Origin of the sequence: Streptomyces sp. CA-106110 (genome assembly GCF_050936285.1) — a bacterium.
Lineage (GTDB): Bacteria > Actinomycetota > Actinomycetes > Streptomycetales > Streptomycetaceae > Streptomyces.
On record NZ_JBNJNB010000001.1, the window covers coordinates 2800086 to 2827052 of the forward strand.

The following is a 26967-nucleotide window of genomic DNA, read 5'->3' on the forward strand; positions in this document are numbered from 1 at the left end:
GTCGCGCACGGCGCCAAGACTGAGGTGATCACACGGGTGCCAACGTGCCCCATTCCGCGAAATACGACTCGGTGATGGCCCCCGCGACGATCGGAAGTAGCTCTTCCTCCGTCACACCGGCCTCCTGAAGCTGGAGGATCTGAGTAATGGACAGTGTCATCTTCGGTCATTTCAGTGTCACTCTCACAGACCGGCACGGAGCTCGCCTCGAGCGCCTGCCCCTGCGGGCATCTGGTCCACAGCCGGTACGGCTTCCCTACGGCCCGGACGTCCCTCCGCCGCCGTTCGTTGTCGGCCGGGAGGAACAACTCGCCCTCATCCGGAGAGCGGCCCGCGAGCAGGCAGCGGTGGAGTTCACGGGGCCCTGCGGAGTGGGGAAGTCCGCCCTCCTCAAGAACGCGGCCGCCAGCAGCGCCCCCGGAGCATACCTGCGGGTGGGCGGCACCGAACTAGAGGACCTTTTCCAGGATCTGACGCGGCACTTCTACATCTACCCCCGCCCGGGCGGCAGAAGGCTCACCACCCAGGAGTGCGCCCAGACGCTGGGGAACGTCAGCGGGGTCGTCGCACTCGACGACGTGTCATACGGTCCGGAGCAACTCGGCTACTTACGGCGGGCGTTGCCGAGCTGCGCGCTGGTGATCGGCACCTCAGCCCCGGTACTCGGTGCGCTGGGAACCTCGTCCGCGCTACCAGGCCTGCCGGAGTCGGCAGCTGTGGCCCTGCTCTCGCGCGAGGTGGGCCGCTTCATCCCGGACTTCGAGATGGCCACGGTACGGCGGCTGGTGACCGCCGTCGACGGGCAGCCGCTGCATCTGCGGCAGGCGGGCGCGCTGGTGCGACTCGACGGCCGCTCCTTCGGCGAACTCGCCGCACGGGCGGAGTCAGACCCGGGCGTCCTGGACGAGCTGTGTATCTCGGCGGCCGGTCCCCAGGCCAAGCGCGCGCTGGCGGTGCTCGCGCTGGCCGGCGGCGCGCTACTGCCCGGTGATCTGCTCTCGCAGATGGCCGACATCGCGTACGTCAGCGACACCCTGGAGTCGCTGACGGCGCGCGGCCTGGCCGAGCAACGCGAGGACCGCTTCGGGTTACCAGTCTGCAAGGCCGAGCCCTACCGGCGGATCCTGTACCGCTACATCGGGCTCGCCTCAGCGCTGCGCTCGCTGAACGCCTGGCTCGCGTCCTGCGACCCGGGCGGCCAGGAGGCACGCGGGGCCATCGACGCGGCGGTGAGCCTGCTCGGCTTCGCGGCCGAACAGCGCGAGTGGGAGGCGGTCGTCCGTCTGACGACCGTCGTCGAGCGGGTGCTCTTCGTCCAGGGGCACTGGCAGGCCTGGCAGAACACTCTCACACAGGGGATCACCGCCGCACAGGCAGCGGGGGACACCGTGTCCGAGGCTTACTTCACCCACCAGCAGGGCATCCAGCATTTTCTCCACGACCGCGCGGACCAGGCCCGGCGGCTCCTCCAACGGGCGCTTGACCTGCGAACACAGCTGGGCGACGCGGCGGGTGCGGCGGTCACCAGCGCCAACCTGGCCCTCCTCGAACCGGCAGCGCCCCCTCCCCCACCCCGGACATCGAATACCCGGCGGCGTGTGCTGACCGCCGTCGCCACGGTGGTGGCCGTGCTCACGATCGGCTCGGCGATAGGCCAGGCCATGGGCGGCTCCGGCGACGGTGGCGGCTCCTCGTCCTCACCACCCGCGGCTTCCCGTTCCGGTGGAACCGACGGCGGCAGCACGACGACCGGCAAGGCAACGAACGGCAGCACGACAACTGGCAAGGCAACGAACGGCAGCACGACGACCGGCAAGGCAACGAACGACAGCACGACAACCGGCAAGGCAACGAACGACAGCACGACAACCGGTACCGACGGCGGGACGCACATCCCGCTCTCCCCACCCGCCATCACCCCGTCCGTACAAGACTTCCGGCCGGTGCACATCTATCCCGGCGTGGAAGCCCAGGTACTGGACTTCACCGTCACCAACCCCAACGACCAGGCCATCGCCGTCGACTCCGTGGATATCCCCGACGACACCGACTTCTCATACGCGGACGGCACCTGCCCGGGCCAGTTGGCGGCCCGCGCCTCTTGCAGGGTGTCGGTTGAGTTCTCGCCGAGCCGGATCGGCCCCGCGAGCACCCAGCTCACGGTCACCTCGGGGAAGAGCACCTCCACGCCCGCCGAGCTCACCGGCACCGGATTCGTCCATCTCATGGTCGTCCTCACTGGTGAATCTGACGGCAAGGTCGCAGCCCAGGGTACTCAGGACGGGACGACCTGCGAGGGCTCAGTCCTCCCTACGCAATGTGGTTTCGACGTCTCAGCGGAAGGACTGCAGCTGACCGCGTCCATCTCGGACTCCCGTTATTTCTTCACGGGGTGGTCGGGTGCCTGCGCCGGTGCCAACCCTTGCGTACCGGACCTCAACCAGGACGGCACGGTGACAGCAACCTTCGCCGTTCGCCCGCCCCGCTGACAGCTCCGGGCGGCCTGCCGCCCGTACACCGGGTGTGGTCGGGAAGCCTACGACACCGCACTCGAGGCAGGCTGGCCCATCGCCATCGGCGCCGTCGAAGGCACCTGCCGCCACCTCAGTCAGCGACCGCCTCGGTATCACCGGCGCCCGCTGGGGCCTCGAAGGAGCCGAAGCCCGTCCTCCGCCTCCGCGCCCTCACCGCCAACAACGACCTCGACGCCTACTGGGTCTTCCATGCCACGTGTGAACACCAGCGGCTCTATCCCAGTCCCGACCAGGACGGCTACACACTGACCGCCTGATCCACGACCTTCACTTCAGAAGAGTCCTCCCCAGCAACGAACGCGATGTATGGTGCGGGCTGTTCAGGAACACTGCCCCTCGGGTTCGTCACCAGAGTGCGTCTGGAATCCGCGAACCCGTCGGATTCGGGTTGTCGGGGACTCCATGATGGGTGCGGATCCTCTGAAGTGACGTTCCTGATCAGGCTGTGAGGCTGTAGTTCTGCTGGCCAGGACTGGGGTAGAGGCGTTGATGCTCGCGGGCCGCGTGGAAGATCCAGTAGTTCTCGAAGTCTCCGTTTGTGATCAGCGCGCGGAACTGGAGGACGGCTTCGGCTCCGGTAAGTCCCCATCGGGCGCCGGTGATGTCGAGGCGGTCGGCGATCAGGTGGCGGCAGGCGCCTTCGACGGCGCCGGTGGCGATCGGCCATCCGGCTGCGAGTGCGGTGTCGTAGTGGAGTTGGTCGAGGTGGCCGGTGAGGTAGCGGTGGCATGTGGTGACTGCCTCGCGGCGGGCAGAGGGAAGTTGTTCGGCGGCGGCCTGTGCGGACATCTCGGTGGCGGCGCGGTCGGCGTGTCCGGCGAGGATCGCGGTGAGTTTGTCCGCCACCCAGGTCCGGGAGCGCCCATCCGTAAGGCTGCTTACGGCTGCGGTTGAGGAATGTCCGAGCGTACATGTACTTCTCGTTCGTGCCACGGATCTTGGCCACCCAGCCGCTCATGGCGTTACAGACGAGGCGCTGCGGCGTAATGGACACCCCGGGGAACACCGCGGCGGGGTCCGCTGTGGCGAGATCGACGGGGATGTCCAGCGCCGCTGTTGACGCGGCCTTCTGTTCTGGGGTGGCGTGGCTCTCGCAGACTTGCGGGTGAGGACCGATGCCGTACCAGACCATGATCGGGTTCCGGCAACGGGTCCCCTTGGTCGTTGTAGTCGTGCACTGGCTCACGCGCCCCCCTATCTCCCCTGGTCGTACCTGCTCAGCCACAGCGTCGGCAGGACAGTACATCGCATGCCCCGTCGATAGGAGAGAGAGCCCCAGGGTCCAGGTCAATACCCCTGCCGGATGGCGACCACAGCAAAGTCCTGGTCGCGCTTCTATGGAGAAATCCTGGAGATGATCTTGCGATCACGTCTCCGAATCACCAACGGAGACCGACATGTCCCAACGCTCTGACCTGCTCCTTTGGCATGAGTAGCAGGTGGGCGATCTTCCAGGGCCTAATTCGGGACGAAGAGGTCGTGGGTTCAAATCCCGCCACCCCGACAGGGGAGTACCAGGTCAGGGGCCTGATCCGCGAGAGTGGATCAGGCCCCTGAGTGATTTCCGAGGCGAGACCGAGGCCCACCGTCAGGACTCCCACACCCAGTACCTGGAGGGCCGGGGCGGGACCGGAGGGATCAGCGCGTGACGTAGACCGCTACCACGGCCTCGGACGCCTCGTGCAGGTCGTCGCCCGGCCAGCTGACCGTGTAGGTCACCTCGCGCCGGGCGCGCGGAATGTCGTCGATGGTGAACGTGCCGTCCGCGGCGACGGACACCGACGACAGCGTGCCCGTACCGAGCTTGTCAGTCCGTACGACCTTCAGCACCGCCCGGTCCGGCAGCGCCTTGCCCTGCGCGGTGAAGGTGCCGGTGATCCGGACACCGTCCAGCGTGGCCTGCGCCGGGGCGGTAAGCGCGATCGAGGTCGGCGCCTTGGCCACGGACACCATGTGGACGATGTCCGTGGCGGGGCGGTGGGTCAGGTCGCCGAGGAAGGACACCGTGTACGTGGCGTCGCCGACGAGGTCCGGCTCGTCGAGGACCGCGAAGGTGCCGTCCTCCTTGACGGTGGCGGCGCCCAGGTCGTGGGTGCCGGTCGCGTCCGTGCGGGTCGCCGTGACCTTCAGCGGAGTGCCGGGAGCGGGCCCGTCGAGCTCCAGCCTGCCGCGCACGGCCAGCGGCTCGCCCGCGACCGCCGGGGCAGGGCTGTGGGTGAGGCCGCCGGTGAAGCGGGTGTCGTACTGGACGGCCGGGGGCTGGATGATGTGCAGCCAGTACTGGCTGCCGACGGCGTTGGTGGTGACCGCGAACAGCCGGGAGCCGTCGGCCGACCACTCCATCCCGCGCGGGGCGACCCGGTCGCCGTCGAGGCTGCCCTCGAAGACGAACTCCAGCGGGGCTGTCGAGTCGGTGGGGTCGGCGGGCTGGAGCAGCAGGTCGGGTGTGGAGCCGGTGGCCGCCGCGCCGCGTGCCATGTACTTTCCGTCGCCGCTGAAGGCGACCGAGCTGGCGGTGGCGCCGACCGGGAGCGGCTGGTAGCCGTTCGCCGCGTCGGACAGGTCGTCAGTGTTGAGCAGCCGGGTGCCGTAGTTGGCGTCGGCGACGGCGACCTTGCTGCCATCGGCGGAGAACGCCATGTCCTTCAGGTCGAGTGCGCCGTTGCCCGCGCTGTCGGCGAAACGGCGGACGGCGTTCCGTACGAGAGAGCCGTTGCTGGTGTCGTACACCGCGAGGAAGGGGTTGGCCGCGTAGTCGTTGTGCGGCTGGCCCATCAGCATCCGGTCGTCGGGGCCGGCCTCGAGCTTGAGCTTGCCGTAGTCGTTCCAACCGGTGCGTGTATGCACACCGTTGACGATGCCGTCCAAATAGGTCTGGGCGTTGTTGCACTCGCCCACGTACTGCGAGTAGGGCGTGGTGAAGTACAACTGGTCGCCTGAGAAGGCGAGTTCCCTGCCGCACGTGTCGGTGTTGGTGTAGGCGAGGAAGGCCGGTTCGAAGGTGGTGGTGTCGTACGTCTGGATGTATTCACGCAGGCCGGCGTAGAGCTTGGTGTTGTCGGCGCTCAGGGCCAGGCCCGAGACGTGGGCCGGGGTCTGGATGGTGGTGAGGCGCTCGCCCTGGAAGTTGTAGGCGACGATGGTGCCCTTGTTGAGGTAGTAGTCGGTGTTGCTGTCCGCGACGAACACGCGCTGGTGCACGGAGTCGACGGCGATCGCCGAGTACGACGAGAACGGCAGCTTGACCACCGCGTCGGAGGCCGCCGCGTGGGCCGCGGGCGCCACGGCGACGGTCAGGCCGACTCCGGCGAGCGTGGCGGCGAGCAACGTGGCCGCCAGACGTCTGGGACGGTGTGCTGTATTCAACTGTGCCCCCCCACAGGCTGTGTCGGGTGCCCACTGCGTTCAATGAGGCACCTGTAACACCCATGAAACAGCTGAGAAGATTGCCTGTCCAAGGGGCGCGGGTGAGGACCTGTCGCCGTCCTCTCCGTGGACGGCGGACGGTGGCCGGCACTGGCCCGCGGCCCCGCACGCCGTTGTGCGGCGGCCTCACCGGTGTGCACCGCCGCTGGCCGTGACGAACGCTGGTCAGGGCACGCGACCGGCCGCGGAGCCTTTCGGAGGGGTCAGCCCAGACGCTGGACCAGTCGGTACTCGTCCCCCAGCTCCTTCGGCCTGTGGTCGCCGAAGATGTTGAGGTGCTCGGGGACCAGGCCCGCCTCCTCGCGCCACACGTCCTTGTCGAGCGGGTGCTCGTGCCGCCGTCCGCCGACCGTTCTGCGGAGTGGACCAACCTCAGTGGAGTGCGAGAGCGGGTACTCATGCTGTCCTCCGCTGACCGCTGCGCGCGATGGACCAGTTCAGACCGCTCCGAATCGACGCCGCGCAGGATCGCGGCGAGAGTCCGGCGTCCTCCCCTGCCGACTGAAGAGCCTCCTCAACCTGTTCTCACGGAAGGTCGCCCCACGCGATGAACCGCCCCCAGGGCTCGCGCCGCCCGGAGCGAGGTGGCGTTGCGCTCGCCCTCCGGGGCTGCCCGCACACTCGCGGTTTCCGCGTTGAAGCCCGCTGTGGTGTAGCGGGACGCCCGGACCGACGACGGTGCGGCCAATTAAAGCCCCGTGAGACCTGACGCTCCGTCAGGCAGACGTACAGACAATCCGGCAGAGGAACAGGCGGTGCGTCGACGACGACGCGTAGACCCCGACATGGGTGAGGCTGCCGGGGCGACGACATGGCCTCCCCACGCGCGGGTGTCGATTCGCTTGCCGAGTCGCCCTGCCGTGTTGCCGAGCCGGACGCCGGGCGGGGCGGCGAAGTACAAGTGGAATCCACCGCTGCGGCGTGCAGGACTGCGTTGCGCAGCTTCACTCGCTCGCCGAGCAGAAGCCCGGATCCGTGCCCCGATCACGGCCACGGGAGCGCTCTGGCCTGCGGTGACTCCGGGTGCAGGGCGGGGCAGCGAACATCACATTGACCCGGCCGGGCTCGCCCCGGAGGGTTGGCTGTATGCCCCATGGATCCTCAGGATCAGCACCACCCTGGATACCCGACGGCCTCCGGTCCACCGAGGAGGCGCCGTGCAGGGGGTGTTGAGCGGGTTCGTCGTCATCGCGGTCGTCATCGCCGTCGGTTACGTCCTCGGCCGCGGCGGCCACCTCGGTGGGCACGGCCGGGAGGTGCTTACCAAGCTGGCCTTTCACGTGGCCTCCCCCGCCCTGCTGTTCACCACGCTAGCCCACGCCGACCTGTCGGTGATCTTCTCCAGCCGGCTGCTGGTGACGGCGATGAGCACGGCCGCGGCGGCGGGCGCCTTCGTCGCGGTTGGTGTCGTACGCCACTGGGGCGTGGGCCGCACCACCATCGGCGCCCTGTGCTCCAGTTACGTCAACTCCGGCAACCTCGGCATCCCCATCGCCGTGTACGTCCTGGGCGACGCGTCCCTGGTAGCCCCGGTACTGCTCTTCCAGGTCGTCATGGTGACCCCCATCGCCCTGATGATCCTCGACCTCTCCGGCATGGGCGAGAAGGGCCCGTGGTGGCGACGCCTGCTGACCCCGTTGCGCAATCCGATCGCGGTGGGCTCGCTGAGCGGTGTCCTGGTCTCGGCGACCGGCGTCCGCGTCCCCGGTCCGATCATGGACCCCATCACCCTCATCGGCAACATGTCCGTCCCGGCGGTCCTGCTCGCCTTCGGCATCTCCCTGCGCGGCAGCGCCCTGCCCGGCCGCGGCCGGGATCGCCACCCTGTGCTCCTCGCCGTGACCCTGAAAGCGGCGGGCCAGCCGGTCGTCGCCTGGGCGCTGGCTACCAACGTCTTCGGGTTGCACGGAGCGCCGCTGCTCGACGTGACGGTGACCTCGGCACTGCCGGCCGCGCAGAACCTCTACACGTACGCCAGCACGTACGGGGTGGGCGAGGTGCTCGCCAGGGACGCGATTCTGCTGTCCACGGTGCTTTCGGTGCCGGTGTTGGTGGTGGTCGCGGCTCTGCTGGGCTGACAGACGTGTCAGTCGACCGGGCACTCGCCGGAGTCGATGACGAGGTCGACGGGCGCGCTAGTTCGACGACCTCGTTTGGTGCCTCAAGGCCGAGCCGTACGACACAAGCGACGGAGAGGGTCCTTTTGAGGGCTACCCGGGGGAATTCGTCTCCATCATCGGGGTCGATCCATTGCCACGTAGCCAGTGCCGCACCAGGCAACGTTTGCCCCTGCGCGAGTCCGGGGGCATGCCTTGCTGCCAGATCGAGGCGGTGGGAAGCTCCGCACGTGTCGATCTTGGTCCGGCTCGCTGAACGCAGGGACGCTGTAGGTGCCAGAATCCTCATCCGTGCTGGTCAGCACGTGTGCGAGTACTCTTGCGGGTCCTGCCAGTCGGCGATGACATTGAAGGCATCGCTCGTTGATTGCTGGCCGGATCGGGCCGGCTCCAAGATGGTCCGGTGCTGCTGCGACTGCCCTACCTGGCTCTGACGAGCGTGTTCACCTTGATACGACTGCTGCCGATGGGCGATCGCGACAGGGATGCTGAGATCTTGGCGTTGCGCCACCAACTGGCCGTGCTGCAGCGGCAGATCGACAAGCCGCAGCTCACCTGGCCTGACCGCGCGCTGCTCGCGGCGCTCCTGCAACCCTCCCCCGGGTACACCTTCGCCGACTCCAATTGATCGTTTCTCCCGACACGCTGCTGCGCTGGCACCGCGATCTGCTCCGCCGCCGTCATGCCACGGCCTCACGCCCCAAGAGTCCCGGTCGACCGCGCACCGTACGCTCCGTCCGTGCCTTGGTGCTCCGGCTCGCATGAGAGAACCCGAGCTGGGGGTACAGGCGGATCCACGCCGAGCTCGCCGCTCTCGGCATCAAGGTCGCCGCCTCCACCGTGTGGAACATCCTCAAGGAACACGGCATCGCCCCCGCCCCCGCCCCCGAGCGGAACCACACCACCTGGCCAGCGTTCCTGCGCTCCCAAGCTCACACCATCCTCGCCGCCGACTTCTTCGAGACCAAGACGCTGACCGGGGCGACCCTGTACGTCCTCGCTGTCATCGAGCACGCCACCCGGCGCGTGCGGATCCTCGGCGGGACCGCGCACCCCACCGCGGGCTGGGTCACTCAACTGGCCCGAAACCTGGTCATGGACCTCCACGACGCCGGCGCAGAGGTGAGGTTCCTGATCCGCGACCGGGACGCGCGCTACCCGGCCGCCTTCGACGCCGTCCTGCAAGCTGAGAGTTTCGAGGTCGTCCAGACCGGCGTCCGGATGCCGCGCATGAACGCGATCATGGAGCGATGGATCCGCTCCTGCCGAACCGAACTCCTCGACCGCACCCTTATCTGGAACCAGGCCCATCTACTCCACGCCCTGCGCGAATACGAGCAGTTCTACAACCAGCACAGGCCCCACCGCACTATCGCAAGCGCCACACCGCTATGTCCCCTGCCCGAACCGATCACCGAACCCGACCGGCTCACCCACCTCGACGTCCACCAACGCGACCGCCTCGGCGGCATCCTCCACGAGTACCAACACGTGGCGTGACCAGCACGGACGTAGTTCTTGGCACCTACAACGTCCACATCGCAGGGGTCACGGCGAACCCAACGGGTTCGTGGGTCGCTCGGCAGGCCCGGAACCTTGTCATGGATCTGGGCGACAGAGCCGAACAGGTGCGGTTCCTCATCCGAGACCGCGACGCGAAGTTCACCGGTGTCTTCGATGAGGTGTTCACCTCACTGGGTGCCCGGGTGATCCGGACACCGGTCCGTGCACCGCGGGCGAACGCGATCGCCGAACGCTGGGTAGGCACCGTCCGGCGCGAATGCACCGACCGGCTCTTGATCTACAACGAGCAGCACCTGCGCTCGGTGAGGATGTCGGTGAACGCTTCCAGGAGCTGGTCGGTGGTGACGTGGGCGAGGTTGGACGGGTCGTGGCTGTAGCGGTGGTCTTTCTTCAGCACGCCGGGCGTGCCGGTCTCCTTGGTGGAACGTACTTGGCCGTGGAGGGAGTTGCCGTATGGCGGTGAGGTGACGACGAAGGCGACCCCGGCCGTGATACTCCTCACCGATGAGGGTGGTCAGGCGTCGGGCGTCACCGCAGACAACCTCGTCTTGGCCACCCCCCGTTGTGGTGATCACGTGGCGGACGTTGGCGCTGGCGAGGGTGGCCCAACGGGGCTCGTACTCGGGGCCGATGGCATGGCGGCCGAGGCGGACGGCTTCGACGAGGGTGGTGCCGATGCCGCACATGGGGTCGAGGACGAGGTCGCCGGAGCGGCCGTGAACGAGGCACGCGCCCAGTACGAGGCCGAACAAGGACCCTCACGTACGGCACAGTAATGGTGAGCCAGCGTCGCCATACGGCAGCCGCCCCAGCGCTTCGCTTGCACATCACTCGGGCTTGGCGTCTGCGCTCTGCACGAGGGCGATTAGGGTGGGCAAAGCACCACCGTGGCATCGTGACGATGACGCGTGTTCTTGTCCCGCTGTGCCTCGCCGGCCAGTCCCCTCACAACGCTGGCCTGCCCAGCGCCAGCGCGGAGGTCCGGCCGACGCGCAACAAGACCTCGGGCCGCCCGATCCCCCGCCGCGCCGACCACCCGCCCCAGCCCGCCCCGACCTTTTCTCTTTCTGCTTCAGGGGTCGGCTGCGAGAGGCGCATAGGGGGATGTCGGGCTCCCGGCCACGCCCAATCAGGCGTGGTGAGCTGCGAATACACCGTCAGGCGCCCGAGGAGGGCGGGGACTTGTCGGCGGGGATGCCGACGGGGCTTTCGGCCGGGTTTCCGGCGGGGTCGAGGGCGGGGTTATCGCATCGCGACTCCGGTCGGGCCTCCACGGTCGCACGTGCGGTCGGGGCCGACTGCTGGTCTGTCCCCACGCGCGGCACCGGGCAAGCGGTGCCACACCCTACGGGAGGACCCGGCGATGATGAAGGTGGGCGCGGGCGGCGGGGACTGGCTGGCGCGGGCGGTACTGGCGCAGTACCGGATGGCGACGGCCGAGCAGATGCATCGGGTGATCGCGCCCAGGGTGCGGATCGAACAGACACGGCGAAGGTTGGTCAAGCTGCGCAGCGAGGGCCTGATCGATCGCATCACCTTACCCCAGGCCGGGCGCACCCGGGTGTGGTTTGCCACCCAGTACGGTGTGCAGGTCGCCTCCGAGTGGCCGGAGTTGCGGGAGTGGCAGCCGCCGAAGCTGATCGCCGACCCTACCGCCGCGCGGCTTCGGGCAGGGCACGCGCGGGCGGTAACGGAGACCGGGCTTGCTTTCCTGCAGGACGCCCGCCGCCGCGGCGACGTGTGCCGGCCGCTGGACTGGATCTCCGACGTCTACCATTCCCTCGGCGGCGAAGCCGTCATCCCCGACGCCCACCTGTACTACCGCACCTCCAACCACGGCGGGTCGATGCTGCGGGCCTTCGTCGAAGTCGACCGCGCCACCATGGGCCCTGAACGACTCGCCGTCAAACTCGGCGCCTACGCCCGCCTCCACACCTACGTGCCCACACCCATCGGCCGCCCACGACCGATCCTCGCCCACCAGCCCCAGGAAGAAGACTGGAAGCGCCGCTACGCCCTGTTCCCGCGGCTGCTGTTCGTCCTGGACGGCACCGGCCCCACCGACATCGCCACGCGCATCCAAGCCCTGCACGCAGCCACCACGGCACTGACGCTGTCCAGCTTCCTGCGCGACGTCCCCATCCTGGCAGCCACCTGACCGACCTGCTCCGCAACGGCCCCTCCGCACCCGCATGGCACCCCGTCCACGTCCCGGACCAAGACCACAAGGTCAGCTGGACACAGTCCCGCCACCCCTAGCCGCTCCGCCCGCGATCCTGCGCAATGCTCCCGACCATGAACCCGACCACAGCAGGTCACAGCGCTGCACGGCACATTGCGCACGCGATGGCTGTGCAACCGCCCAGGCCGCCTCCATCACACCGCCGACATGGCCTGGGCATCATGCCCGACCACGACCTGCACGGCCCCGACCATGAAGCGGGCCAGCCCGACCATGGACCCAACCAGAGCAGGTCACAGCGGTGCGCACACCGTCCGGCCGAAAGCTGCGCAATGGGAGCTCGATCGCGCAACGACGGATGGGGCGTGTCCAGGCCCGGTGCGCAGACTGCGCACCGTGAAGTCGCGTGGGGGTGCGGGGCTGCGCAATGGTCCCGGACACAAATGCACAACCGATTGCGCAGATCCGTTTCAGCAAGGGCTAATGGTCGTCTGAGCGTTGGAGCAGGAAGCCGCGCTCCACCCCGGGCTCGACCACCCACGGACCGTCAACCTGCGCGAAGACGGCATTGTGCCGGGCGCCGGATTCGTGGATCGCCCGTACCTTCGCCCCGGACCGGCTCACCGCAACCATCACAGCACCCAGCCTCGCAAGCATCACGGCGAGCACCGCACAGACCCAGACCCTGCGCCCGCCGACAACTCATCCGCGCCGATGGGAGCCGGTGCGCCTCGGCCACCGGGCACCGACCTCGTCGTCCGAAGTGTCAAAATCAGCACCCTGGCTGCCCTGTGGATCAAGGCGGCACGATGATCGCCCGTACTGCTGAAACTGGCCTACCTCGGCGTCATGAATGCCCACGCCCTCCAGCGATTTCTCTCGATGAGCGACCGCGCGAAGGATGCCGAGATCCCCGCCTCGCGCCACCAGATCACGGCGACCTCTGCGACGATGCGGCGTTCAGTCCCTCCTGCGGCTTGGTTGGGGCTGTGGCGGGCCGACCACAGCCCCCGTTTCCCCATCGTGACGCGAGCGCTCCTCCAGCGGAACCTTGGGCGGCGCGCGACACCCCACCGGCCTCGCAGCCGCACGACCGAAGGCTTCACACGGCCGCCTCGCCGTCCATCTCCCCAACGACGCCCCTGCCCGGCCGTCCATCTCGCAGGAACATCCACCGTCTTCACTCGAGCCCGAGCCGTCATAGCCGTCGGCCCGGGCCCACGCTTGCCAGGACCACGGTGCGCTGCGGATCGCACGCGGCACGGCGACTGCGGCTTCGGCTACGTGAGGGGAGGGGGAGTTTCGAGGGAGAGAGGAAGGGGGTCGACCACGAACGACCCACGGGCACGCACAGTTACCACCAACCCCCTGTCCCGAAGGAGGTCCAGCGCGCGACGGACCGTACCTGGGCCGACCTTGTAGTCGTGGGTCATGGTCAGCTCTCCTGGCAGCCGGGTGCCGGGAGGGTACTCGCCTGAACGGATCTTGCGTTCGATGATCGCGGCCAGCTGTTCGTACACGTACTGCGGCGAGTCAGGGCTGATCTTGTCCACGTTTTGACCGTAGAGCGCTACACCTGATCGTCTCCCCCGACACGGTGCTGCGCTGGCATCGCGAACTCCTGCACCGCCGCCACGGCAAAGCCTCCCGACCCAAACGTCCCGGTCGACCACGCACCATCCGCTCGATCCGTACCCTGGTGCTCAGGCTCGCCGAAGAGAATCCCAACTGGGGGTACAGGCGCATCCACGGAGAGCTCGCCGCTCTCGGCATCAAGGTCGCCGCCGCAACCGTGTGGAACATCCTCAACCATCACGGCATCAATCCTGCCCCCGAGCGCGACCACACCACCCGGGCCACCTTCCTGCGCTCCCAAGCGTAAACCATCCTCGCCGCCGACTTCTTCGAGACCAAGACGCTGACCGGTGCGACCCTCTACGTTTTCGCCGTCATCGAACACGCCACCCGGCGCGTGCGGATCCTCGGCGCAACCGCACACCCCACAGCGGACTGGGTCACCCAACTCGCCCGGAACATGGTCATGGACCTCCACGACGCAGGCACCAAGGTGAAGTTCCTCATCCGCGACCGAGACGCGCGCTACCCAGCCCCGTTCGACGCCGTCCTGCAAGCCGAAGGCATCGAAGTCGTCCAGACCGGCGTCCGGATGCCACGCATGAACGCCATCATGGAACGCTGGGTACGAACCTGCCGGGCCGAACTCCTCGACCGAACCCTCGTCTGGAACCAGGCCCACCTACTCCACGCACTACGCGAGTACGAGCAGTTCTACAACGGGCACCGCCCCCACCGCACCCTCCAAGGCGCCGCTCCCCTCCGCCCCCTACCCGAACCGATCACCGAACCTCGCCAGCCCACCCACCTCAACGTCCGCCGACACGACCACCTCGGCGGCATCCTCCACGAGTACCAACATGCAGCGTGACCAGCGCGGACGTAGTTCTTGGCACCTACAGGGCTGCGGCTGGAACTTCTTCACTCGGCGGCCTCGCCCATCGCGCGGGCGGCCCGGTTCTTTGGCGCTCGGCGCCCGTACAAGCGCGCGCACATCGACGTCAGCACCTCAGTGATGTCGCACACCAGGTCGTCAGCGGTCTCGTCGAGGTCGAGGACGATCAGACGCCGACCGGACGCTGCTTCGAGATGCTCGACGTCGAACCGAGCCAGCCGGTCGCGGTGCTCGACCACGATCACAGCGGCGTCCGGGTTGGACAGGAGGCGGTGCAGCTTGCGGCTGCCCCCGTTCAACCCCGATCCGACCTCAGTCACCACCTCAGCGACCGGCAAACCGAGACCGGTAGCCCCCTGGACCACGCGGGCGACCTGCCGGTCAAGGTCCGCCTTCTGGTCGGCGGAGTAAACACGGCAGTGCGCCACAACCCGACCGGACGCCTCAGTGGCGGGCTCGTCGACCAGCCACGTCCCGGACGGCGTCTGGCGTACAGAAACCGGGCGTGAACACCCGGGCTTGCGCTCAAGAAGCCGGTCAAACGGTCCCACCGGGACGCCGACCGCGCCGCCGTTCTACCCGCCGAGTTCCTCCCGCAGGATGCGGGCCAACTCGGCCGGGTTGGAGAGGAACGGTGAATGCGCGGAGTCCACCTGCCGCGTACGCTGGGCACGCTGAGCCATGGCCTCCTGGAGAGGCACCGGAATCGCCGCGTCGGCTTCGCACACGATGTAGGTACTCGGCACCGTACGCCAGGCCGCCTCAGTGAGAGGCTGGGTGGCTGAGGCCAGCGACTGGCGGCCGAGCTTGGCGGCCGACAGCCGCGCGAGTTCGGGGTCCACGTCACCGTAGAGGATCTCCAACGGCTGGGACACTTGGAAGAAGCCCTTGTCAGGGTGTCCGTCAGGTCGCTCCCGCACGTCCCAGTAGGGCGGGTAGACGCCGTCGGCCGCGGACAGGACGGAGTCGCCGACGTCGAGCATCAGGGCAGTGACGTAGACAAGCCGAATCACGTTGTCGACTTGCGCGGCGGCCTCGGTGATGGGGCTGCCGCCGTAGGAGTGTCCGACGACCACGGTGGGCCCACCGATAGAGGCCAGCGTCTTCGCCACGGCGGCCGCGTCGTCGTAGAGGTCCCCCAAGTCCGCCGGATCGGCACCGCTGCTGGGCAGCGCGACGGTCCGCACGTCGACGCCCGGCAGATGTTCGATCAAAGGCTGCCAGCACCACGGGCCATGCCAGGCGCCGTGCACGAGAAGCAAAGCAGGAAGATTTCTCACGGTTTCTCCATCAGCAGTGAACTGTTGACAGCAACGAGCGGCGACACGCTGTGATGTAGCGGTCTGTGCCGGATTGGGGGGCCGAACCTACCACTGTCCTCAGCGAACTGTTCGACGTCCCAGCCAAGCTGACCGAACACGCCCGCCGCTGGGAGCTCAAGTTCGACCGGGACTGGGCCGCCGCCCACCAGGCCGTCGCTGCGTGGGACCGCATCCAGGCCCTACCCGATCCCGGCTGACCACCGGCCCGCCGCCCCGACACCCGGAAGGAGACGACCAGTAGCACGCTCGGCCGGTGGAAGCCGACGCCGCGCGCGGCGACACGCGGCGCACCGACCTGGCCGACAGCGATCACACCGCAGAACGAACCGCCAGGAACCGGGCGCCCCAGCCGAACCCCTCACGCCGGCGCGCCCACGACGGGCTCAACCACAGCGCGGCAGCAGCCAGCTCCCCATCAGAGGGCGTTAAGTCCGTTTCTGGTAGCGGCCGCGTCCGGGTTGGGTGAGGAGTCCTTGGCGGACGAGTCGTCCCAGGCGGGAGCGGGTGACGTTGATCGAGGGCTCGTCGGTGGGTAGGCCGAGGTGCTCGTGCAGATCGTGGACGCGGAACACCTTTCCGGGGTGCTCGTTGAACGTGGTCACGATGCGCTGGTAGACGGTGGCGGTGGCGGTCTCCGCGGGGGCCGTTGCGTGGTCGGGAGGGGTGAGGGCGTCGATGACCTTGCGGGTGGCGGCGAGCTCGGCCAGGCGGGCTTCGGTCTCGGCGAGGGCGGTGGTGAGCCGCTCGATCTGCTCGCGCAGGTGGTCGGCTCGTGCGGCGGCCTCATCGTGTTCGGTCTGCAGCAGCCGCAGGAGTTCGCTGACGTTCACGCGGTCAGCTCCACGTCGTCCCGCCAGGTGGGGGTAGGGGTGGTGAGGCGGCGGAGCATGCCGGCGGTGGAGGCCCAGTAGACGCGGGAGGCCGCGTTGTCGGGTCGGTGGTCGTAGTCGCGGGCGAGGCGCCGGTGCAGCATGAGGGTGCCGTTGACGGAGAGTCGACTCGGGGCGCGGTAGCAGGGTTTCCCCGGCTCCGTTTCCCCGAGCCGCTCACCGAACCGGACGTGCGACTCTCACCGCATCCGGCTCTCCACGGGTCACTGCCGCTGGGGCGATGATCTTTATGCGGCCCATGGTGTCGGGATGCTCAGTCCGCGCCAGCGGTAGCGGGTGACCGCCACTGCGGCGATGTTGAACAGCTCGACTCCATCCAGAGCGATTTGCCGCCAGCCCTGGGGGCCTTTGAACTGTCGGCGCAGGGCTGTCCACGTCATGCGCCGCCGATACGTGATCATGTTGACCACCCGCCACCACACGAACGAACGCAGGGCGTTGAAGGTGTGCTTGGCGACGGCGTGCTTGAAGTAGTTGGCCCAGCCGCGCAGGATCTGGTTGATCCTCGACAGCACGGCGGCGAACGGGACCTGCGACCTCCTGTGGGTCAGTGCCCTGATCTTCCGCTTCAGCTCACGGACGGGCTTGTCCGCGATGAAGGTGTAGACGTAGCACTTGTCCGTTCCTCGTTTATGCATCCACTTGACGTGGAAGCCGAGGAAGTCGAACCCTTCGGCCATGTGCACCACGCGCGTCTTGGACTGCGACAGGCGCAGCCCGAGCGGGGCGAGAACCTCGCCGATCTCCGTTCTCAGCGTCTCGACGTGGTGGCGTTCGCCTCTGACCAGCACGACGAAGTCGTCCGCGTAACGCACGATCCGCCAGTTGGGCAGGTGCTTGGCCACCCGCGTGATCCGACGAGAACTGCTGGACATCGTCCCACCCGGCTTCCAGGGCCCCATCACGTGCTCGTCGAGCACAGACAAGGCGATGTTGGCCAGCAGTGGGGAGAGTACGCCCCCAACGCAATAGATAACTCGGGCCGCGGTCACTCTCCGTGTCACTCTCCGTGTCGGGGGCGCGGTCGTGGGGTCGGCTGGTGGGGGTGGGTTCGCGGATGGGGATGCGGTGCCGGATGGTGATCTTCTCGGGTCCGATGAGGATGTCCTTGACGAGCAGTCGCAGGACGCGCTGGCGCTCTTGGAGGGTGGCGGTGGCTGCGTGGTGGCGGAGCTGGGCGAGGAAGCCTTCCAGGTCGTCCGCGAGTTTCAGGTAGGCGTCGCGGTCGGCGAGTTGGGCTTCCAGGGCGTCGAGCTGGCGGCGGAGGTCGGCCTCGCGGGCCCGCAGGCCGGGCATGCGGGCCCGTAGCTCGTCGATGGTGATCAGCTGTTCCTGGAAGGCTTCGATCATGCGGGTGATCGCGGTGCTTGCCTTGGCCTGGGCGAGCTGGAGTCGGTGCCGTTGGCGGGTGGCCGGGTCGCCGGCGCGGGCCTGTGCCAGGCGCTGGTCGATCTCGGCGCGGATCAGGGCGGGGTCGGCGAGCAGGGCGGTGATGTGGTCCCAGACGACCGCGTCGAGGTAGTCGGCGCGGACCGGCTTGCCGGCGCAGACGCGGCCCCCTTCGTGGCGGTAGTCGTCGGAGCCCAGGCACCGGTAGTAGTAGATCTTGTTCTTGGCGGTCGTCGTGGTGTGGCTGCGGTAGTAGCCGTACCCGCAGCTCGCGCAGGCGATCATGCCCTGCAGCAGGGAGGGGTCCTTGCTGTTGCGGGAGGCGAATTTCTTGTTGTCCGTCAGGCGCTGGGCGGCCCGCTGGAAGGTGGCGGGGCTGATGATGGCGGGGACGGGGATGGTGATCCATTCCTCGGGCGGGCGGGCGACGGCCTTGACCGGGCTGGGGGTGGTGCGGCCTTCCAGGCGGGCCCGGCGGTTCAGGCCCGCCGGTTCGTGGACGGCCTGGGTCTTGCCGAAGGCGGCGGTGCTCGCGTAGGCGGGGTTGCGGAGCATGCCCCAGACCACGCTGCGGTCCCAGCGTGTCTTGCCGGTGCGGGTGCGGGTGCCGGACTCGGTGAGCCAGCGGGTCAGCTCCGCGATGGAGGCGCCCTCGTCGGTGTAGCGGCGGAACAGCTCCGCGACCAGTGCGGCCTGGCTCTCCACGATCTCGTAGGTGGCCCCGCACTCCGGACTCTTGCGCCGGTAGCGGTAGCCGAACGGGGCACCGCCGAGGACGTTGATGGAGCCGGCCCGGGCCCGGTAGGCCTTTCCCCGCCGGTAGCGCTCCATCAGCTGGGCCTTTTCGTACTCGGCGAACATGCCCTGGAACTGGATGAGGAGCTGGTCCTCGGGGCTGTCGCCGCGCGGGCCGCGCAGGAACTCCACCCGGGTGCCCGCGCGGGCGAACTCCTCGATCAGCAGGGCCTGGTAGGCGAACTTGCGGGCCAGGCGGTCCGGCGCGTAGCACAGCACCACGTCCACCCCGACCTGCGCGACCAGGTCCCGCAGCCGTTCCAGTCCGGGCCGCATCAAGGTGGCCCCGGAGTGCCCCTCGTCCTCGAAGACCCACTCCTCGGGCAGCTCAAGCCGCAGCTTCGCGGCGTGCGCGCGCAGCGCCGCCGTCTGCGACCCGATCGTCTGATCCTGCCGTTGCCGGGCCGAGGAGACCCGGGCGTAGATCGCCGCGCTCGTCATGATGCGGCGCTCCTTCCTGGCCGGCCCGCCGCACGCGGGCCCGCCGCGGAGGTACCAAGATGGCGTAGGCTGCCGAGAGGTCCGCGGCCGCCAGGCGGTCGAAGACGCACGCGGTCTCGACCTTCGCCCCGTTCATCGCCGTACTCGCCGGGCTGTCGCCTCGGCCCACCGGGGAGGGCTCTGGCCGCCGGCACCGAGACCACTGGCCATGAGCCGACCGTACCGCCGGCCATCTCAACCGCCCCCGCCCCGCCGCGGCCGCTCCACCCGCCGGTAACTCAGCGTGACCTCGAAGCAGAAGTTGCCCATTGCGTTGGGGGCGTAGCGATGCCGCCTTGGGGTGTGCCGGTGTTCGTGTCCCTGGTCTCGCCGTCGGCGGACATGATGCCCGCCTTCAGGAATGCCTTGACCAGGGCGAGAACCCGCTTGTCTTCGACTCGTCGGCGCATCCGCTCAAGGAGAGCGGAGTGCGCGATGTTGTCGAACGAAGCCCGGACTTACTACCCGCATCGAGGACCTCGCGGCCGCGTTGCGCGCTGGGGCCGCGGGGTTGTACTGCGCGGTGGCGGCCGTCGAGTTGCTGATTGGCCAGGAACGGTGGCTGCGCCGCGACGACTTCATCGCGGACTTCGTCGAGATCGTCCCTGCTGCGGACGGGACGCCGATGGCGTTCGTCGACTGGTCGCGGGTGGCAGCCTGTCTGAAGCGCGGGCGGCTGGCCTGCTCCACCGGCGAGGGCCAGGTGCTGCGGCTGTGCGCGAGCCTGGTCGAGGGCGTCCCCGTTGACCTGGGCACCGTGTTGACCAGCGTGGACGCACCCACCGTGGTACTGGTGGCCCGCGCCGTGCTGCGCGCCGGCGGCTGTGCGGAGGTCGCTCTGCCCTTGCGAGACGGTGGTGCGCGGTGAGGTCCGTGCAGGTGGTCAGGGACCACCACCCGCTCAAGGGCCGCAGCCTTCAGGTACTCGGCCAGATGCACTGCCGGGGACGGCTGGAGCTGCTGCTGGTCCTGCCGGACGGGAGCAAGTCGCTCATCCCGGCCGCCTGGACTGACTTCCCTCAGGACAGGGAAGAAGCCACCGGCGCCGGAGACGATCGCATCAGGCAACTTGCCTCGTCGGTCAAGCTGTTGGAGGCGCACGGGCTGGTTTCCTCGCTTCTCGCCCGGGCGATCGCTGGGCGGGAGCAGGCTGCACGGCAGTCACCGTGCAAGGAGGACGACCGTGCAGCCTGTCCAACTCAGTCTGCTCCCCGAGCAGGTATCCCCGCCGCAGAACCAAGTGATCGGCCGACTCCCGCAGCCCCAGCTGCAAGAGGCCGTCACCCAGCTGGCCCATCTCATCGCCAAGATGACCGCCGCACGCCGAACGGAGGCTGACGATGAGTGAGCACAGTAAAGTCACCGCGTCCCATCGACAAAGAGCGGCGATCGTCTACGTGCGCCAGTCCACTCTGCTTCAGTTGGAACGCAACAGGGAGTCCACGGCCCGCCAGTACGATCTGGGCCAGCGTGCGGTGGCGCTCGGGTGGTCCCGTGCGCAGGTCAGCGTCGTCGATGAGGACCAGGGCATCTCCGGCGCCAGTGCCCTGGGGCGGTCCGGGTTCGCCGGGCTGGCCGCCCGGGTCGGCCTGGGCCAGGTCGGGATCATCCTCGCGCTCGAGGTGAGCCGGCTGGCCCGCAATAATGCGGACTGGTACCGGCTGCTCGACCTCGCGGCGATGACCGACACGCTGGTCGCCGACGCGGACGGCGTCTACCACCCGCGCCGGTTCGACGACCGCCTCGTGCTGGGCATGAAGGGGACCATGGCCGAAGCTGAGCTGCACATTCTGCGGGCCCGCCTCGACGGCGGGGTGCGCAACAAGGCCGCCCGCGGGGAACTGCGACGCGGCCTTCCCGTCGGTCTGGTCTGGGGCGAAGCCGATGGCGAGATCCTCTTCCATCCCGACGAGGCCGTGGTCGGCGTGATCCGCGCGGTCTTCGAACACTTCGCCGCCTGCGGCTCAGCGCGCGGGGTGTGGCTGTGGTTGCGCGAGCAGGGCCTGAAGTGGCCGCTGCAGCCGACCGGGTACGTCAACGGCACCGAGATCGTCTGGGTCGAGCCGACCTACCACGCGGTGCACAACACGCTCACCCACCCCGCCTACGCCGGTGCCTACGTCTACGGCCGCACCCGCTTCGAACGCCGCCTCGACACCGACGGCACCGTGCGCACCCACCGCCGCGTCCTGCCCCGCGACCAGTGGCAGGTCCTGATCGAGGACCACCACGAGGGCTTCATCACCTGGGAGGACTACCTGGCCAACCAGGAGAAAATCAGTGCAAACACCCGCCCGCGGCGTCACGAGCCCGGTACCGGCGCGGTCCGTGAGGGGTGCGCGCTGCTGCAGGGCCTGGCCGTCTGCGGCATCTGCGGGCGCAAACTCGCCGTCTTCTACCAGGGCCCTGCCAAGGCCACCCCCGGCTACTACTGCACCGGATCCGGACAGCTGGTCGACGGCCGCGGCACGCGCCACCTGCAGGTCGGCGGGCAGGCCATCGACGCCGCGGTGGCCGCCGCGTTCCTGGCCGCGCTCACCCCCGCCGCCCTGGAAGCCTGCCTCAAGGCTGCCGACCAACTCGAAGCCGACCACGACACGGCGCTTGCCCAATACCGGCGCGAGGTCGAGCGCGCCCGCTACGACGCCTTGCGCGCCGAGCGCCGCTACCGAGCCGTCGACCCGGACAACCGCCTGGTCGCCCGCGGCCTGGAGGCCGACTGGGAGAAGACGCTCACGGCCCTGGCCGCCGCCGAGGCCGAGCTCGCCCGCCGCGATCGCCGCCGGCCCACCGCCCTCACCGCGGCCGAGCGCGCCACGGTGCTCGCCCTCGCCGACGACCTCCACCCGGTCTGGACCGCCGAGACCACCACCGACAAGGACCGCAAGCAGCTGCTGCACACCCTGCTCGAGGACGTCACCCTCACCGTCCACCGCGACGACTCCGACCCGCGCGCCGAGGCAGTCATGCGCTGGAAAGGCGGCGCGATCAGCAAACTGGTGGTGCCGATCCGCCGACCGCAGCCGAAGATCCGCACCGACGAGGACACCGTCGACCTCATCCGCCGCCTGGCGGTGCACTACCCGGACGCCCAGATCGCCGGGATCCTCAACCGCCAAGGTCGGCGCACCGCCCGGGGATTGTCATACACGGCCAGTAGAGTCCAATCACTACGGCACCACTGGGGCATCCCCTGCCACACCAAGAGCGACAAGCCGCAGGAAGGAGAGCTGGTCACCGTGGCCCAGGCCGCCGACCGACTCGGTCTCGCGCCCTCCACCCTGCATCGCTGGCTGGGCGACGGCTTCATCGCCGGCGAGCAGGACACCCCCGGCGCCCCCTGGCGCATCCGCCTCACCGACGAACTCCGTGCCCTATTCGTCGAGGACGCCCCCGACGGCTGGCTCGCCATGCTCGAGGCCACCCTCGCCTACGGCGTCTCCCGCCAGACCCTGTTGCAGCGTGTCAAGCACGGCGAACTGAAGGCCGTCCACGTCCGCACCGGACGCAGAAAAGGCCTGCGTATCGAGCCCCCGACCCCTCAGAACAGCCTGTTCTGACCCCCACAATCAGCACAAGGAGCAGTGTGACGATGCGTCAAAGCACGCCTCGATGTCCGCATCCAGCACCCAGTGGTATCCCTTAGAGCCGAAGTGGTGCACCTCGGCGATGGCGTCATGGGCCCGTCGTTCTGGGCGAAAGCCGTAGCTGACCGGCTTGAAGGACGCCTCGAAGATCGGCTCCAGGACCAGCACGAGAGCGGCTTGCACGAGCCTGTCCATCGCGGTGGGAATCCCCAGCGTCCTGAGCTTTCCCCCGCCGCCCGGCTTGGGGATCATCCGTTCCCGCACCGGCAGCGGAGTGAACGTGCGGGCCTTCAACTGCTCCCGCGTGTTCTTCAGGAAGGCCACGATGTCGGCGTCGTCGGCGATGAAGGCCGGGATGACCCGGTCCACGCCGGCGGTGCGTGCCCCCTTGTTGCCCCTCACCCTCTCCCACGCAACGGTGAGGAAGTCGGGGTGATGGACAAGGTTGTAGAGATCATCGAACCTGCGGTCGGGATCATCGACCGCCCATTGGTGCAGCTTGGTCTGCATCCGTCGTACCCGCAGCCAGGCCCCATCGGGGTCGGGCCACAGCTCACCGGTATTCACCAGCGTCGTAAGCATTCACAAGGAATGCCTGTCGACATTTGACGCTGTGTGATATCTGCTGGTCAGGTGGCCAGGGCGATGGGTGGCATCCAGAGGTTGCCGGTGAAGGCGCGGCGGATGGCGTCGAAGGGGTTCAGGCCGTGCTTGCGGGCGGAGTCGAGGTATGAGCGCACGGCGAGCCAGGCCGCGGCACCGTGTTCGGACTGGTGGCAACCGGAGATCTTGACCTGGGTCTTGACCGGTCGCAGTGCTCTCTCGCCGGTGTTGTTGGTGAAGGGCACGTGTCGGGGGTGGTCGGCGAAGCGGAGCACGTTGTTCGCCTGGTCGCGGAGCCGTTCCAGCAGGTTGCGGGCCGGGGACTGCTTGCGGCCGGGGGCTCTGGGGTGGAGCGCGAGTCCGGCGGTGACGCCTCGGTGGTAGTGCTGCTGGTAGAACAGCAGCGAGGTGGGGCCGATCTCGGCTCTCTCGCCGTCCCTGACGCGCCGGGCCTGGCGGTTCAGGCCCGCCAGGGCCCAGTGGATCTGCTGGTGCCACTTCTGCTTGGGATGGTCTTGCTCGGCGGCGGTCAGCTCGCGGATCAGGTGCGCGCCGCACAACTGGTGGTCCGCGTCCGGGTAGCCGGCGTAGAGCGAGAGCGAGTCGTGGACCAGCGTGCCGCGGAAACCCGGCAGGATGCCCAGGGAGTTGGCGCCCTCACGCGAGCGCGGCGCCAGGGCCAGGTGGGTCAGTTGCTCGGTACAGGCCACATGCAGCCAGCGGCGCTTGGCGCCGATCCGGGTGGTGGTCTCGTCCGCGTGCAAGATGTGGCCGAGCATCAGCAGGGTTTTGATGAGGTTCAGCGAGTCGCCGGTCAGTTCGGCGGCCTCGGCGACCATACCGCTGACCCAGCCGGTGGACACCGCGGCGCCGGTCAGGTCGGCTATCAGCCGGGCGGTCCGCTCGACGGGGACGTGGTGAAAGACGACCAGGTAGACCGCCAGTGCGCGCAGGTTCGGGCCGTAGGACGCGGGCGAGCCCGCCAGGTGGTCGGGTGCCTCGGCTGTGGTGGTGTGCCCGCAGCCGCAGCGGACCTTGTGCAGCCGGTACTCGGTGACCTTCACCGTGACCAGGGGGATGTCGCTGACCTGACGGCGAGCGAAGCCGACTGAGGGCGCGCCGCGCAAGTGGCTGCCGCAGTCCGCGCAGGCACGCGGGCGATGGTTCTCGACCTGGTCCGGATTCTCGACCATGCCCAACCCCGCACCGGGCGCGCCCTTGCGCCTGCCCCGCCGGGCCTGGCCCTTCGGCTGCGCCTCGGGCTTGTCGTCCTTCGGCAGACCGAACACGTCCTGCGAGGGCGGGAAGTTGGAGTTGCCCGAGTTGCGGTTCAACCGCCGTTCCAACTCCACGACCCGCTTCGTCAGGCGCTCGTTGGCGGCAGCGAGCTGCGCGTTCTGGTCCTCCAGCAGTGCGGCCCGCGTCTCCAGCACAGTGTTCCGCTCTTCGAGCAGTGCACACCGCTCGGCCAGCGCCACGTTCTGCTCGCGCAGCAGCGCAATCAGCGCGAGGAGGTCCTCACGCGACGCGGCGGACTCGGCAGCAACAGACACGATCCCGCAGCGTGCCAGAGACCACGACGGCCTGTCACATCGTCAACTCGCCACCAGCGGACAGACCACGTGAATGCTTACCCAGCGTCTCCGTCCCTTGCAGTTCCTCAACTACCTGAATCCGCTGGGCTGCTTCGCCATGTGGACGGCTTTCCCGCCCCCGGACTACTACCAGCCCTCCGCCCCACCCCGGGCCGTCGGCGGACGTCGCGCCTTCCCGCCCGACGCGCCTGGGGAGCGCGCCAAGACGAGGGCTCCGGAGTGGTTCCCACGTTCACTGTGATCCGCTCGTCGGGTGAGGCGGCCAGCTTTGCCCCTGCGGCATCGCCACGGTTACGCCGCAGTCCTTCACCGTGGCCTCCCGATCGGCAAGATCAATCCGATCCAGGAGTTCCTGCCCATAGGGGAGCAGTGCGCACCGCGATCCAGCCCAGATCCACCGGGTTTGAGCTGGCGGAGGTCTTGAGGGGCTTTACACCGCTGGTTCCTCGCGTCCACCTTCCCGTCTCGCTTGCCGGACCCGCACCGTCCGGTAGTTCCGGTGCGTCCCGTCGTTGTCGGGGCTGCTCTCCACCAGACCCGGCCGACTCCCCAGGCCCAGCTACCCCCTGCTTCTGCCGTCCCGCTGCGACGGGACGACGGTGCGGGTCTCACACCCGCACGCGGATCAGTGAGGTCGACCCGGAGCGCGGTACTGGCCTCACGACCAGCCCGTTTCTCCGGGTCGCCTCCCGAACCCGGCGTGCACCGCTAATACTCCAGCTGTACATCGTGATCTTCATGTCTGGGACGCGGCTTGTCGCCGGTAATGGCTGGTGCGTGATCGCTGCTGATGGCGGCGTCGCCAGTCGGACCAGCCGAGTCGGTGGGCCATGTCGTGCAGGGGCTGGACGGCGACGATGAATAGGCGCTGGATCTCGTTGCAGGACAGCGGGACCAGGTCGGCGGGCCCGGAACGGCGGGCGTGTTCGTCGGCGCGGACGACAGCAAGGAAGGCATGGGCGAGCATGGCCAGGGTGACCCAGCGGGCCCAGGAGGGGTAGCGGCGGACCTGGTGCTCATCGAGTCCCGCCAGCCCCTTCTCGGTCTGGAAGGTCTCTTCCACACGCCACCTGGAGCCGGCGACCCTGACCAGGGCGGCCAGTGGCGCCGACTCGGTGCAATAGCAGCGGTAGTAGGCGAGTTCACCGGTGGTGCGGTTGCGGCGGATCAACAGCTGGCGGCTGCCTGGTGCCGCCTCGACGAGGTCGATGACGGCCCAGTCGTAGAACCGCTGCCCCTTCGCACCGGGCCCGGCCGACAGCTTCTGCCAGGCCCGCTTCGGCACCTTCCGCGCCAGGGCGTCAGCGCGGAACGTGCCCGCGCCGGTGGTCACTTCGGCCGAGCAGGCCACCGCGAGGACATAGCCGATACCGCGCTCCTCCAAAGCCGCCCGCAGCTTCGGATTGCCGCCGTAGACCTCATCCCCCGTGATCCAGCCGACGCGGTGTCCGGCGTCCAGGAACCGTTCGATCATCGTGCGGGCCAGTTCCGGCTTGGTCGCGAAAACGGTGTCCTCGTCGAGCCCCGCTGCCCGGCAACGATCCGGGTCGCACGTCCAAGAGCGCGGGATGTACAGCTCCCGGTCCACCGCCGCATGCCCCCGTTCGCCCGCGTAGATGAGGTAGACCGCGACCTGGGAGTTCTCGATCCGCCCGGCCGTTCCGGTGTACTGGCGCTGGACACCGACGGTGTGGGTGCCCTTCTTCACGTCCCCGGTCTCGTCCACGACCAGCACCGCGGCCTCGTCGCCGAGGTGCTCGACCACGTATTCGCGCACGTCGTCACGGACGGCATCGGCATCCCAAACGGCCCGGCACAGCAGATGCTGCATGCCGTGCGGGCCGGCCTCCCCGGCCCACTCCGCGATCGTCCAGCAGTTCTTTCTCGGCAGGTCCGACAGCAGCCCGAGCACGAGCCGCTCGGCCCGGCGCCGGGGCTCAACCCGCTTGAACCGGCCCGCGATCCGCCCCAACAGACCCTCGAACGCCTCCCGCCAACGCGCGGGATCTATGCTGTGACCTGCGGCCACCGTCTCTTCGTAAGTCCACACAAC

The 26967-nt window shown here is 68.7% G+C and carries 20 protein-coding genes and 9 pseudogenes; 12 read left to right on the top strand and 17 right to left on the bottom strand.

Annotated elements, in window-relative coordinates:
* Positions 1-28: 28 nt before the first annotated feature.
* On the bottom strand, positions 29-160 hold the full coding sequence (locus ACQEXA_RS12930; protein WP_432934778.1) for a hypothetical protein: 132 nt from the start codon (positions 158-160) through the stop codon (positions 29-31).
* Between ACQEXA_RS12930 and ACQEXA_RS12935 the strand changes: the two genes are divergently transcribed.
* Positions 147-2489, top strand: a complete 2343-nt coding sequence (locus tag ACQEXA_RS12935) for a hypothetical protein (protein ID WP_433129885.1) — start codon at positions 147-149, stop codon at positions 2487-2489. The genes ACQEXA_RS12930 and ACQEXA_RS12935 overlap by 14 nt on opposite strands.
* Positions 2490-2537: 48 nt before the next feature.
* Positions 2538-2791 (top strand): annotated as a pseudogene (locus ACQEXA_RS12940) (ISKra4 family transposase); the annotation flags it as partial.
* Positions 2792-2972: 181 nt separating this feature from the next.
* Here ACQEXA_RS12940 and ACQEXA_RS12945 read toward each other — a convergent pair.
* The 3 genes and pseudogenes from ACQEXA_RS12945 to ACQEXA_RS12955 all read right to left on the bottom strand — a co-directional run.
* Positions 2973-3392, bottom strand: a pseudogene (locus ACQEXA_RS12945) (ISKra4 family transposase); the annotation flags it as partial.
* A gap of 780 nt (positions 3393-4172) precedes the next feature.
* Positions 4173-5900 carry an Ig-like domain repeat protein gene (locus ACQEXA_RS12950; protein WP_433129887.1) on the bottom strand — a complete coding sequence of 576 codons (1728 nt, stop codon included), beginning with the start codon at positions 5898-5900 and terminating at the stop codon, positions 4173-4175.
* Positions 5901-6648: 748 nt separating this feature from the next.
* Positions 6649-6954 carry a bifunctional DNA primase/polymerase gene (locus tag ACQEXA_RS12955; protein ID WP_433129889.1) on the bottom strand — a complete coding sequence of 102 codons (306 nt, stop codon included), beginning with the start codon at positions 6952-6954 and terminating at the stop codon, positions 6649-6651.
* 163 nt (positions 6955-7117) lie between these two features.
* On the opposite strand from ACQEXA_RS12955, the gene ACQEXA_RS12960 reads away from it, so the two are divergent.
* Both ACQEXA_RS12960 and ACQEXA_RS12965 read left to right on the top strand, forming a co-directional pair.
* The gene (locus tag ACQEXA_RS12960) at positions 7118-8038 is read left to right on the top strand and encodes an AEC family transporter (protein ID WP_432934775.1); all 921 of its coding nucleotides are present in this window, start codon (positions 7118-7120) and stop codon (positions 8036-8038) included.
* Between the two features lie 442 nt (positions 8039-8480).
* A pseudogene (locus tag ACQEXA_RS12965) lies at positions 8481-9577 on the top strand (integrase core domain-containing protein).
* Positions 9578-9878: 301 nt separating this feature from the next.
* On the opposite strand, the gene ACQEXA_RS12970 reads toward ACQEXA_RS12965, so the two are convergent.
* On the bottom strand, positions 9879-10103 hold the full coding sequence (locus ACQEXA_RS12970) for a hypothetical protein (protein WP_432940071.1): 225 nt from the start codon (positions 10101-10103) through the stop codon (positions 9879-9881).
* A gap of 861 nt (positions 10104-10964) precedes the next feature.
* Between ACQEXA_RS12970 and ACQEXA_RS12975 the strand changes: the two genes are divergently transcribed.
* On the top strand, positions 10965-11759 hold the full coding sequence (locus tag ACQEXA_RS12975; protein ID WP_432934774.1) for a replication-relaxation family protein: 795 nt from the start codon (positions 10965-10967) through the stop codon (positions 11757-11759).
* A gap of 504 nt (positions 11760-12263) precedes the next feature.
* Here the strand turns inward: ACQEXA_RS12975 and ACQEXA_RS12980 are convergent.
* Positions 12264-12407 carry a hypothetical protein gene (locus tag ACQEXA_RS12980; protein ID WP_432934773.1) on the bottom strand — a complete coding sequence of 48 codons (144 nt, stop codon included), beginning with the start codon at positions 12405-12407 and terminating at the stop codon, positions 12264-12266.
* A gap of 656 nt (positions 12408-13063) precedes the next feature.
* On the bottom strand, positions 13064-13336 hold the full coding sequence (locus ACQEXA_RS12985) for a GntR family transcriptional regulator (protein ID WP_432934772.1): 273 nt from the start codon (positions 13334-13336) through the stop codon (positions 13064-13066).
* Between the two features lie 23 nt (positions 13337-13359).
* Between ACQEXA_RS12985 and ACQEXA_RS12990 the strand changes: the two are divergent.
* Positions 13360-14229, top strand: a pseudogene (locus ACQEXA_RS12990) (integrase core domain-containing protein).
* A 50-nt stretch (positions 14230-14279) separates the two neighbouring features.
* Here ACQEXA_RS12990 and ACQEXA_RS12995 read toward each other — a convergent pair.
* Positions 14280-14705, bottom strand: a pseudogene (locus tag ACQEXA_RS12995) (IS607 family transposase); the annotation flags it as partial.
* A gap of 123 nt (positions 14706-14828) precedes the next feature.
* Positions 14829-15533 (bottom strand): alpha/beta fold hydrolase, encoded by a 705-nt coding sequence (locus ACQEXA_RS13000; RefSeq protein ID WP_432934771.1) that lies wholly within the window; start codon positions 15531-15533, stop codon positions 14829-14831.
* A gap of 65 nt (positions 15534-15598) precedes the next feature.
* Here ACQEXA_RS13000 and ACQEXA_RS13005 point away from each other — a divergent pair, with 65 nt between their 5' ends.
* A complete protein-coding gene (locus tag ACQEXA_RS13005) occupies positions 15599-15772 on the top strand; it encodes a hypothetical protein (RefSeq protein ID WP_432934770.1) in 174 nt (57 codons plus the stop codon).
* Positions 15773-16000: 228 nt separating this feature from the next.
* Here ACQEXA_RS13005 and ACQEXA_RS13010 read toward each other — a convergent pair whose 3' ends face one another.
* The 5 genes and pseudogenes from ACQEXA_RS13010 to ACQEXA_RS13030 form a co-directional block, all read right to left on the bottom strand.
* The gene (locus ACQEXA_RS13010) at positions 16001-16405 is read right to left on the bottom strand and encodes a PspA/IM30 family protein (RefSeq protein ID WP_432934769.1); all 405 of its coding nucleotides are present in this window, start codon (positions 16403-16405) and stop codon (positions 16001-16003) included.
* Positions 16402-16566 (bottom strand): annotated as a pseudogene (locus tag ACQEXA_RS13015) (IS5/IS1182 family transposase); the annotation flags it as partial. The pseudogene ACQEXA_RS13015 and the gene ACQEXA_RS13010, both read right to left, overlap by 4 nt.
* Positions 16567-16692: 126 nt before the next feature.
* Positions 16693-17145, bottom strand: coding sequence for a group II intron maturase-specific domain-containing protein (locus ACQEXA_RS13020; RefSeq protein ID WP_433134543.1), 453 nt, complete (start codon positions 17143-17145; stop codon positions 16693-16695).
* A gap of 24 nt (positions 17146-17169) precedes the next feature.
* Positions 17170-17469: pseudogene (locus tag ACQEXA_RS13025) on the bottom strand (reverse transcriptase domain-containing protein); the annotation flags it as partial.
* 499 nt (positions 17470-17968) lie between these two features.
* Positions 17969-19090 (bottom strand): annotated as a pseudogene (locus tag ACQEXA_RS13030) (recombinase family protein); the annotation flags it as partial.
* 529 nt (positions 19091-19619) lie between these two features.
* On the opposite strand from ACQEXA_RS13030, the gene ACQEXA_RS13035 reads away from it, so the two are divergent.
* From ACQEXA_RS13035 to ACQEXA_RS13050, 4 genes and pseudogenes are all read left to right on the top strand, one after another.
* Positions 19620-19997 carry a hypothetical protein gene (locus ACQEXA_RS13035; RefSeq protein WP_359412606.1) on the top strand — a complete coding sequence of 126 codons (378 nt, stop codon included), beginning with the start codon at positions 19620-19622 and terminating at the stop codon, positions 19995-19997.
* Between the two features lie 11 nt (positions 19998-20008).
* A pseudogene (locus tag ACQEXA_RS13040) lies at positions 20009-20149 on the top strand (DUF5372 family protein); the annotation flags it as partial.
* Between the two features lie 163 nt (positions 20150-20312).
* The gene (locus ACQEXA_RS13045; protein WP_359412609.1) at positions 20313-20477 is read left to right on the top strand and encodes a hypothetical protein; all 165 of its coding nucleotides are present in this window, start codon (positions 20313-20315) and stop codon (positions 20475-20477) included.
* The gene (locus ACQEXA_RS13050; RefSeq protein WP_433129891.1) at positions 20470-22689 is read left to right on the top strand and encodes a recombinase family protein; all 2220 of its coding nucleotides are present in this window, start codon (positions 20470-20472) and stop codon (positions 22687-22689) included. The genes ACQEXA_RS13045 and ACQEXA_RS13050 overlap by 8 nt, the downstream gene beginning before the upstream one ends.
* Positions 22690-22698: 9 nt before the next feature.
* Here the strand turns inward: ACQEXA_RS13050 and ACQEXA_RS13055 are convergent, their stop codons facing one another.
* Both ACQEXA_RS13055 and tnpC read right to left on the bottom strand, forming a co-directional pair.
* Positions 22699-23298 carry a reverse transcriptase domain-containing protein gene (locus ACQEXA_RS13055; RefSeq protein ID WP_433129893.1) on the bottom strand — a complete coding sequence of 200 codons (600 nt, stop codon included), beginning with the start codon at positions 23296-23298 and terminating at the stop codon, positions 22699-22701.
* Positions 23299-23345: 47 nt separating this feature from the next.
* Positions 23346-24872 carry an IS66 family transposase gene (gene tnpC, locus ACQEXA_RS13060; protein ID WP_432926078.1) on the bottom strand — a complete coding sequence of 509 codons (1527 nt, stop codon included), beginning with the start codon at positions 24870-24872 and terminating at the stop codon, positions 23346-23348.
* Positions 24873-24945: 73 nt separating this feature from the next.
* Here tnpC and ACQEXA_RS13065 point away from each other — a divergent pair, with 73 nt between their 5' ends.
* Positions 24946-25155, top strand: coding sequence for a hypothetical protein (locus tag ACQEXA_RS13065; RefSeq protein ID WP_432934763.1), 210 nt, complete (start codon positions 24946-24948; stop codon positions 25153-25155).
* A gap of 495 nt (positions 25156-25650) precedes the next feature.
* Here ACQEXA_RS13065 and ACQEXA_RS13070 read toward each other — a convergent pair whose 3' ends face one another.
* Positions 25651-26943, bottom strand: coding sequence for an IS701 family transposase (locus ACQEXA_RS13070; RefSeq protein ID WP_433134545.1), 1293 nt, complete (start codon positions 26941-26943; stop codon positions 25651-25653).
* Positions 26944-26967: the final 24 nt, after the last annotated feature.

What these genes read in the sequence shown, in the direction of transcription:
- ACQEXA_RS13020 (WP_433134543.1), bottom strand. Translation starts at nt 17,145, where the DNA reads ATGGCCGAAGGGTTCGACTTCCTCGGCTTCCACGTCAAGTGGATGCAT.
- ACQEXA_RS13065 (WP_432934763.1), top strand. Translation starts at nt 24,946, where the DNA reads ATGCTTACCCAGCGTCTCCGTCCCTTGCAGTTCCTCAACTACCTGAAT.
- ACQEXA_RS12930 (WP_432934778.1), bottom strand. Translation starts at nt 160, where the DNA reads ATGACACTGTCCATTACTCAGATCCTCCAGCTTCAGGAGGCCGGTGTG.
- ACQEXA_RS13055 (WP_433129893.1), bottom strand. Translation starts at nt 23,298, where the DNA reads ATGCTTACGACGCTGGTGAATACCGGTGAGCTGTGGCCCGACCCCGAT.
- ACQEXA_RS12935 (WP_433129885.1), top strand. Translation starts at nt 147, where the DNA reads ATGGACAGTGTCATCTTCGGTCATTTCAGTGTCACTCTCACAGACCGG.
- ACQEXA_RS12975 (WP_432934774.1), top strand. Translation starts at nt 10,965, where the DNA reads ATGATGAAGGTGGGCGCGGGCGGCGGGGACTGGCTGGCGCGGGCGGTA.
- ACQEXA_RS13050 (WP_433129891.1), top strand. Translation starts at nt 20,470, where the DNA reads ATGAGTGAGCACAGTAAAGTCACCGCGTCCCATCGACAAAGAGCGGCG.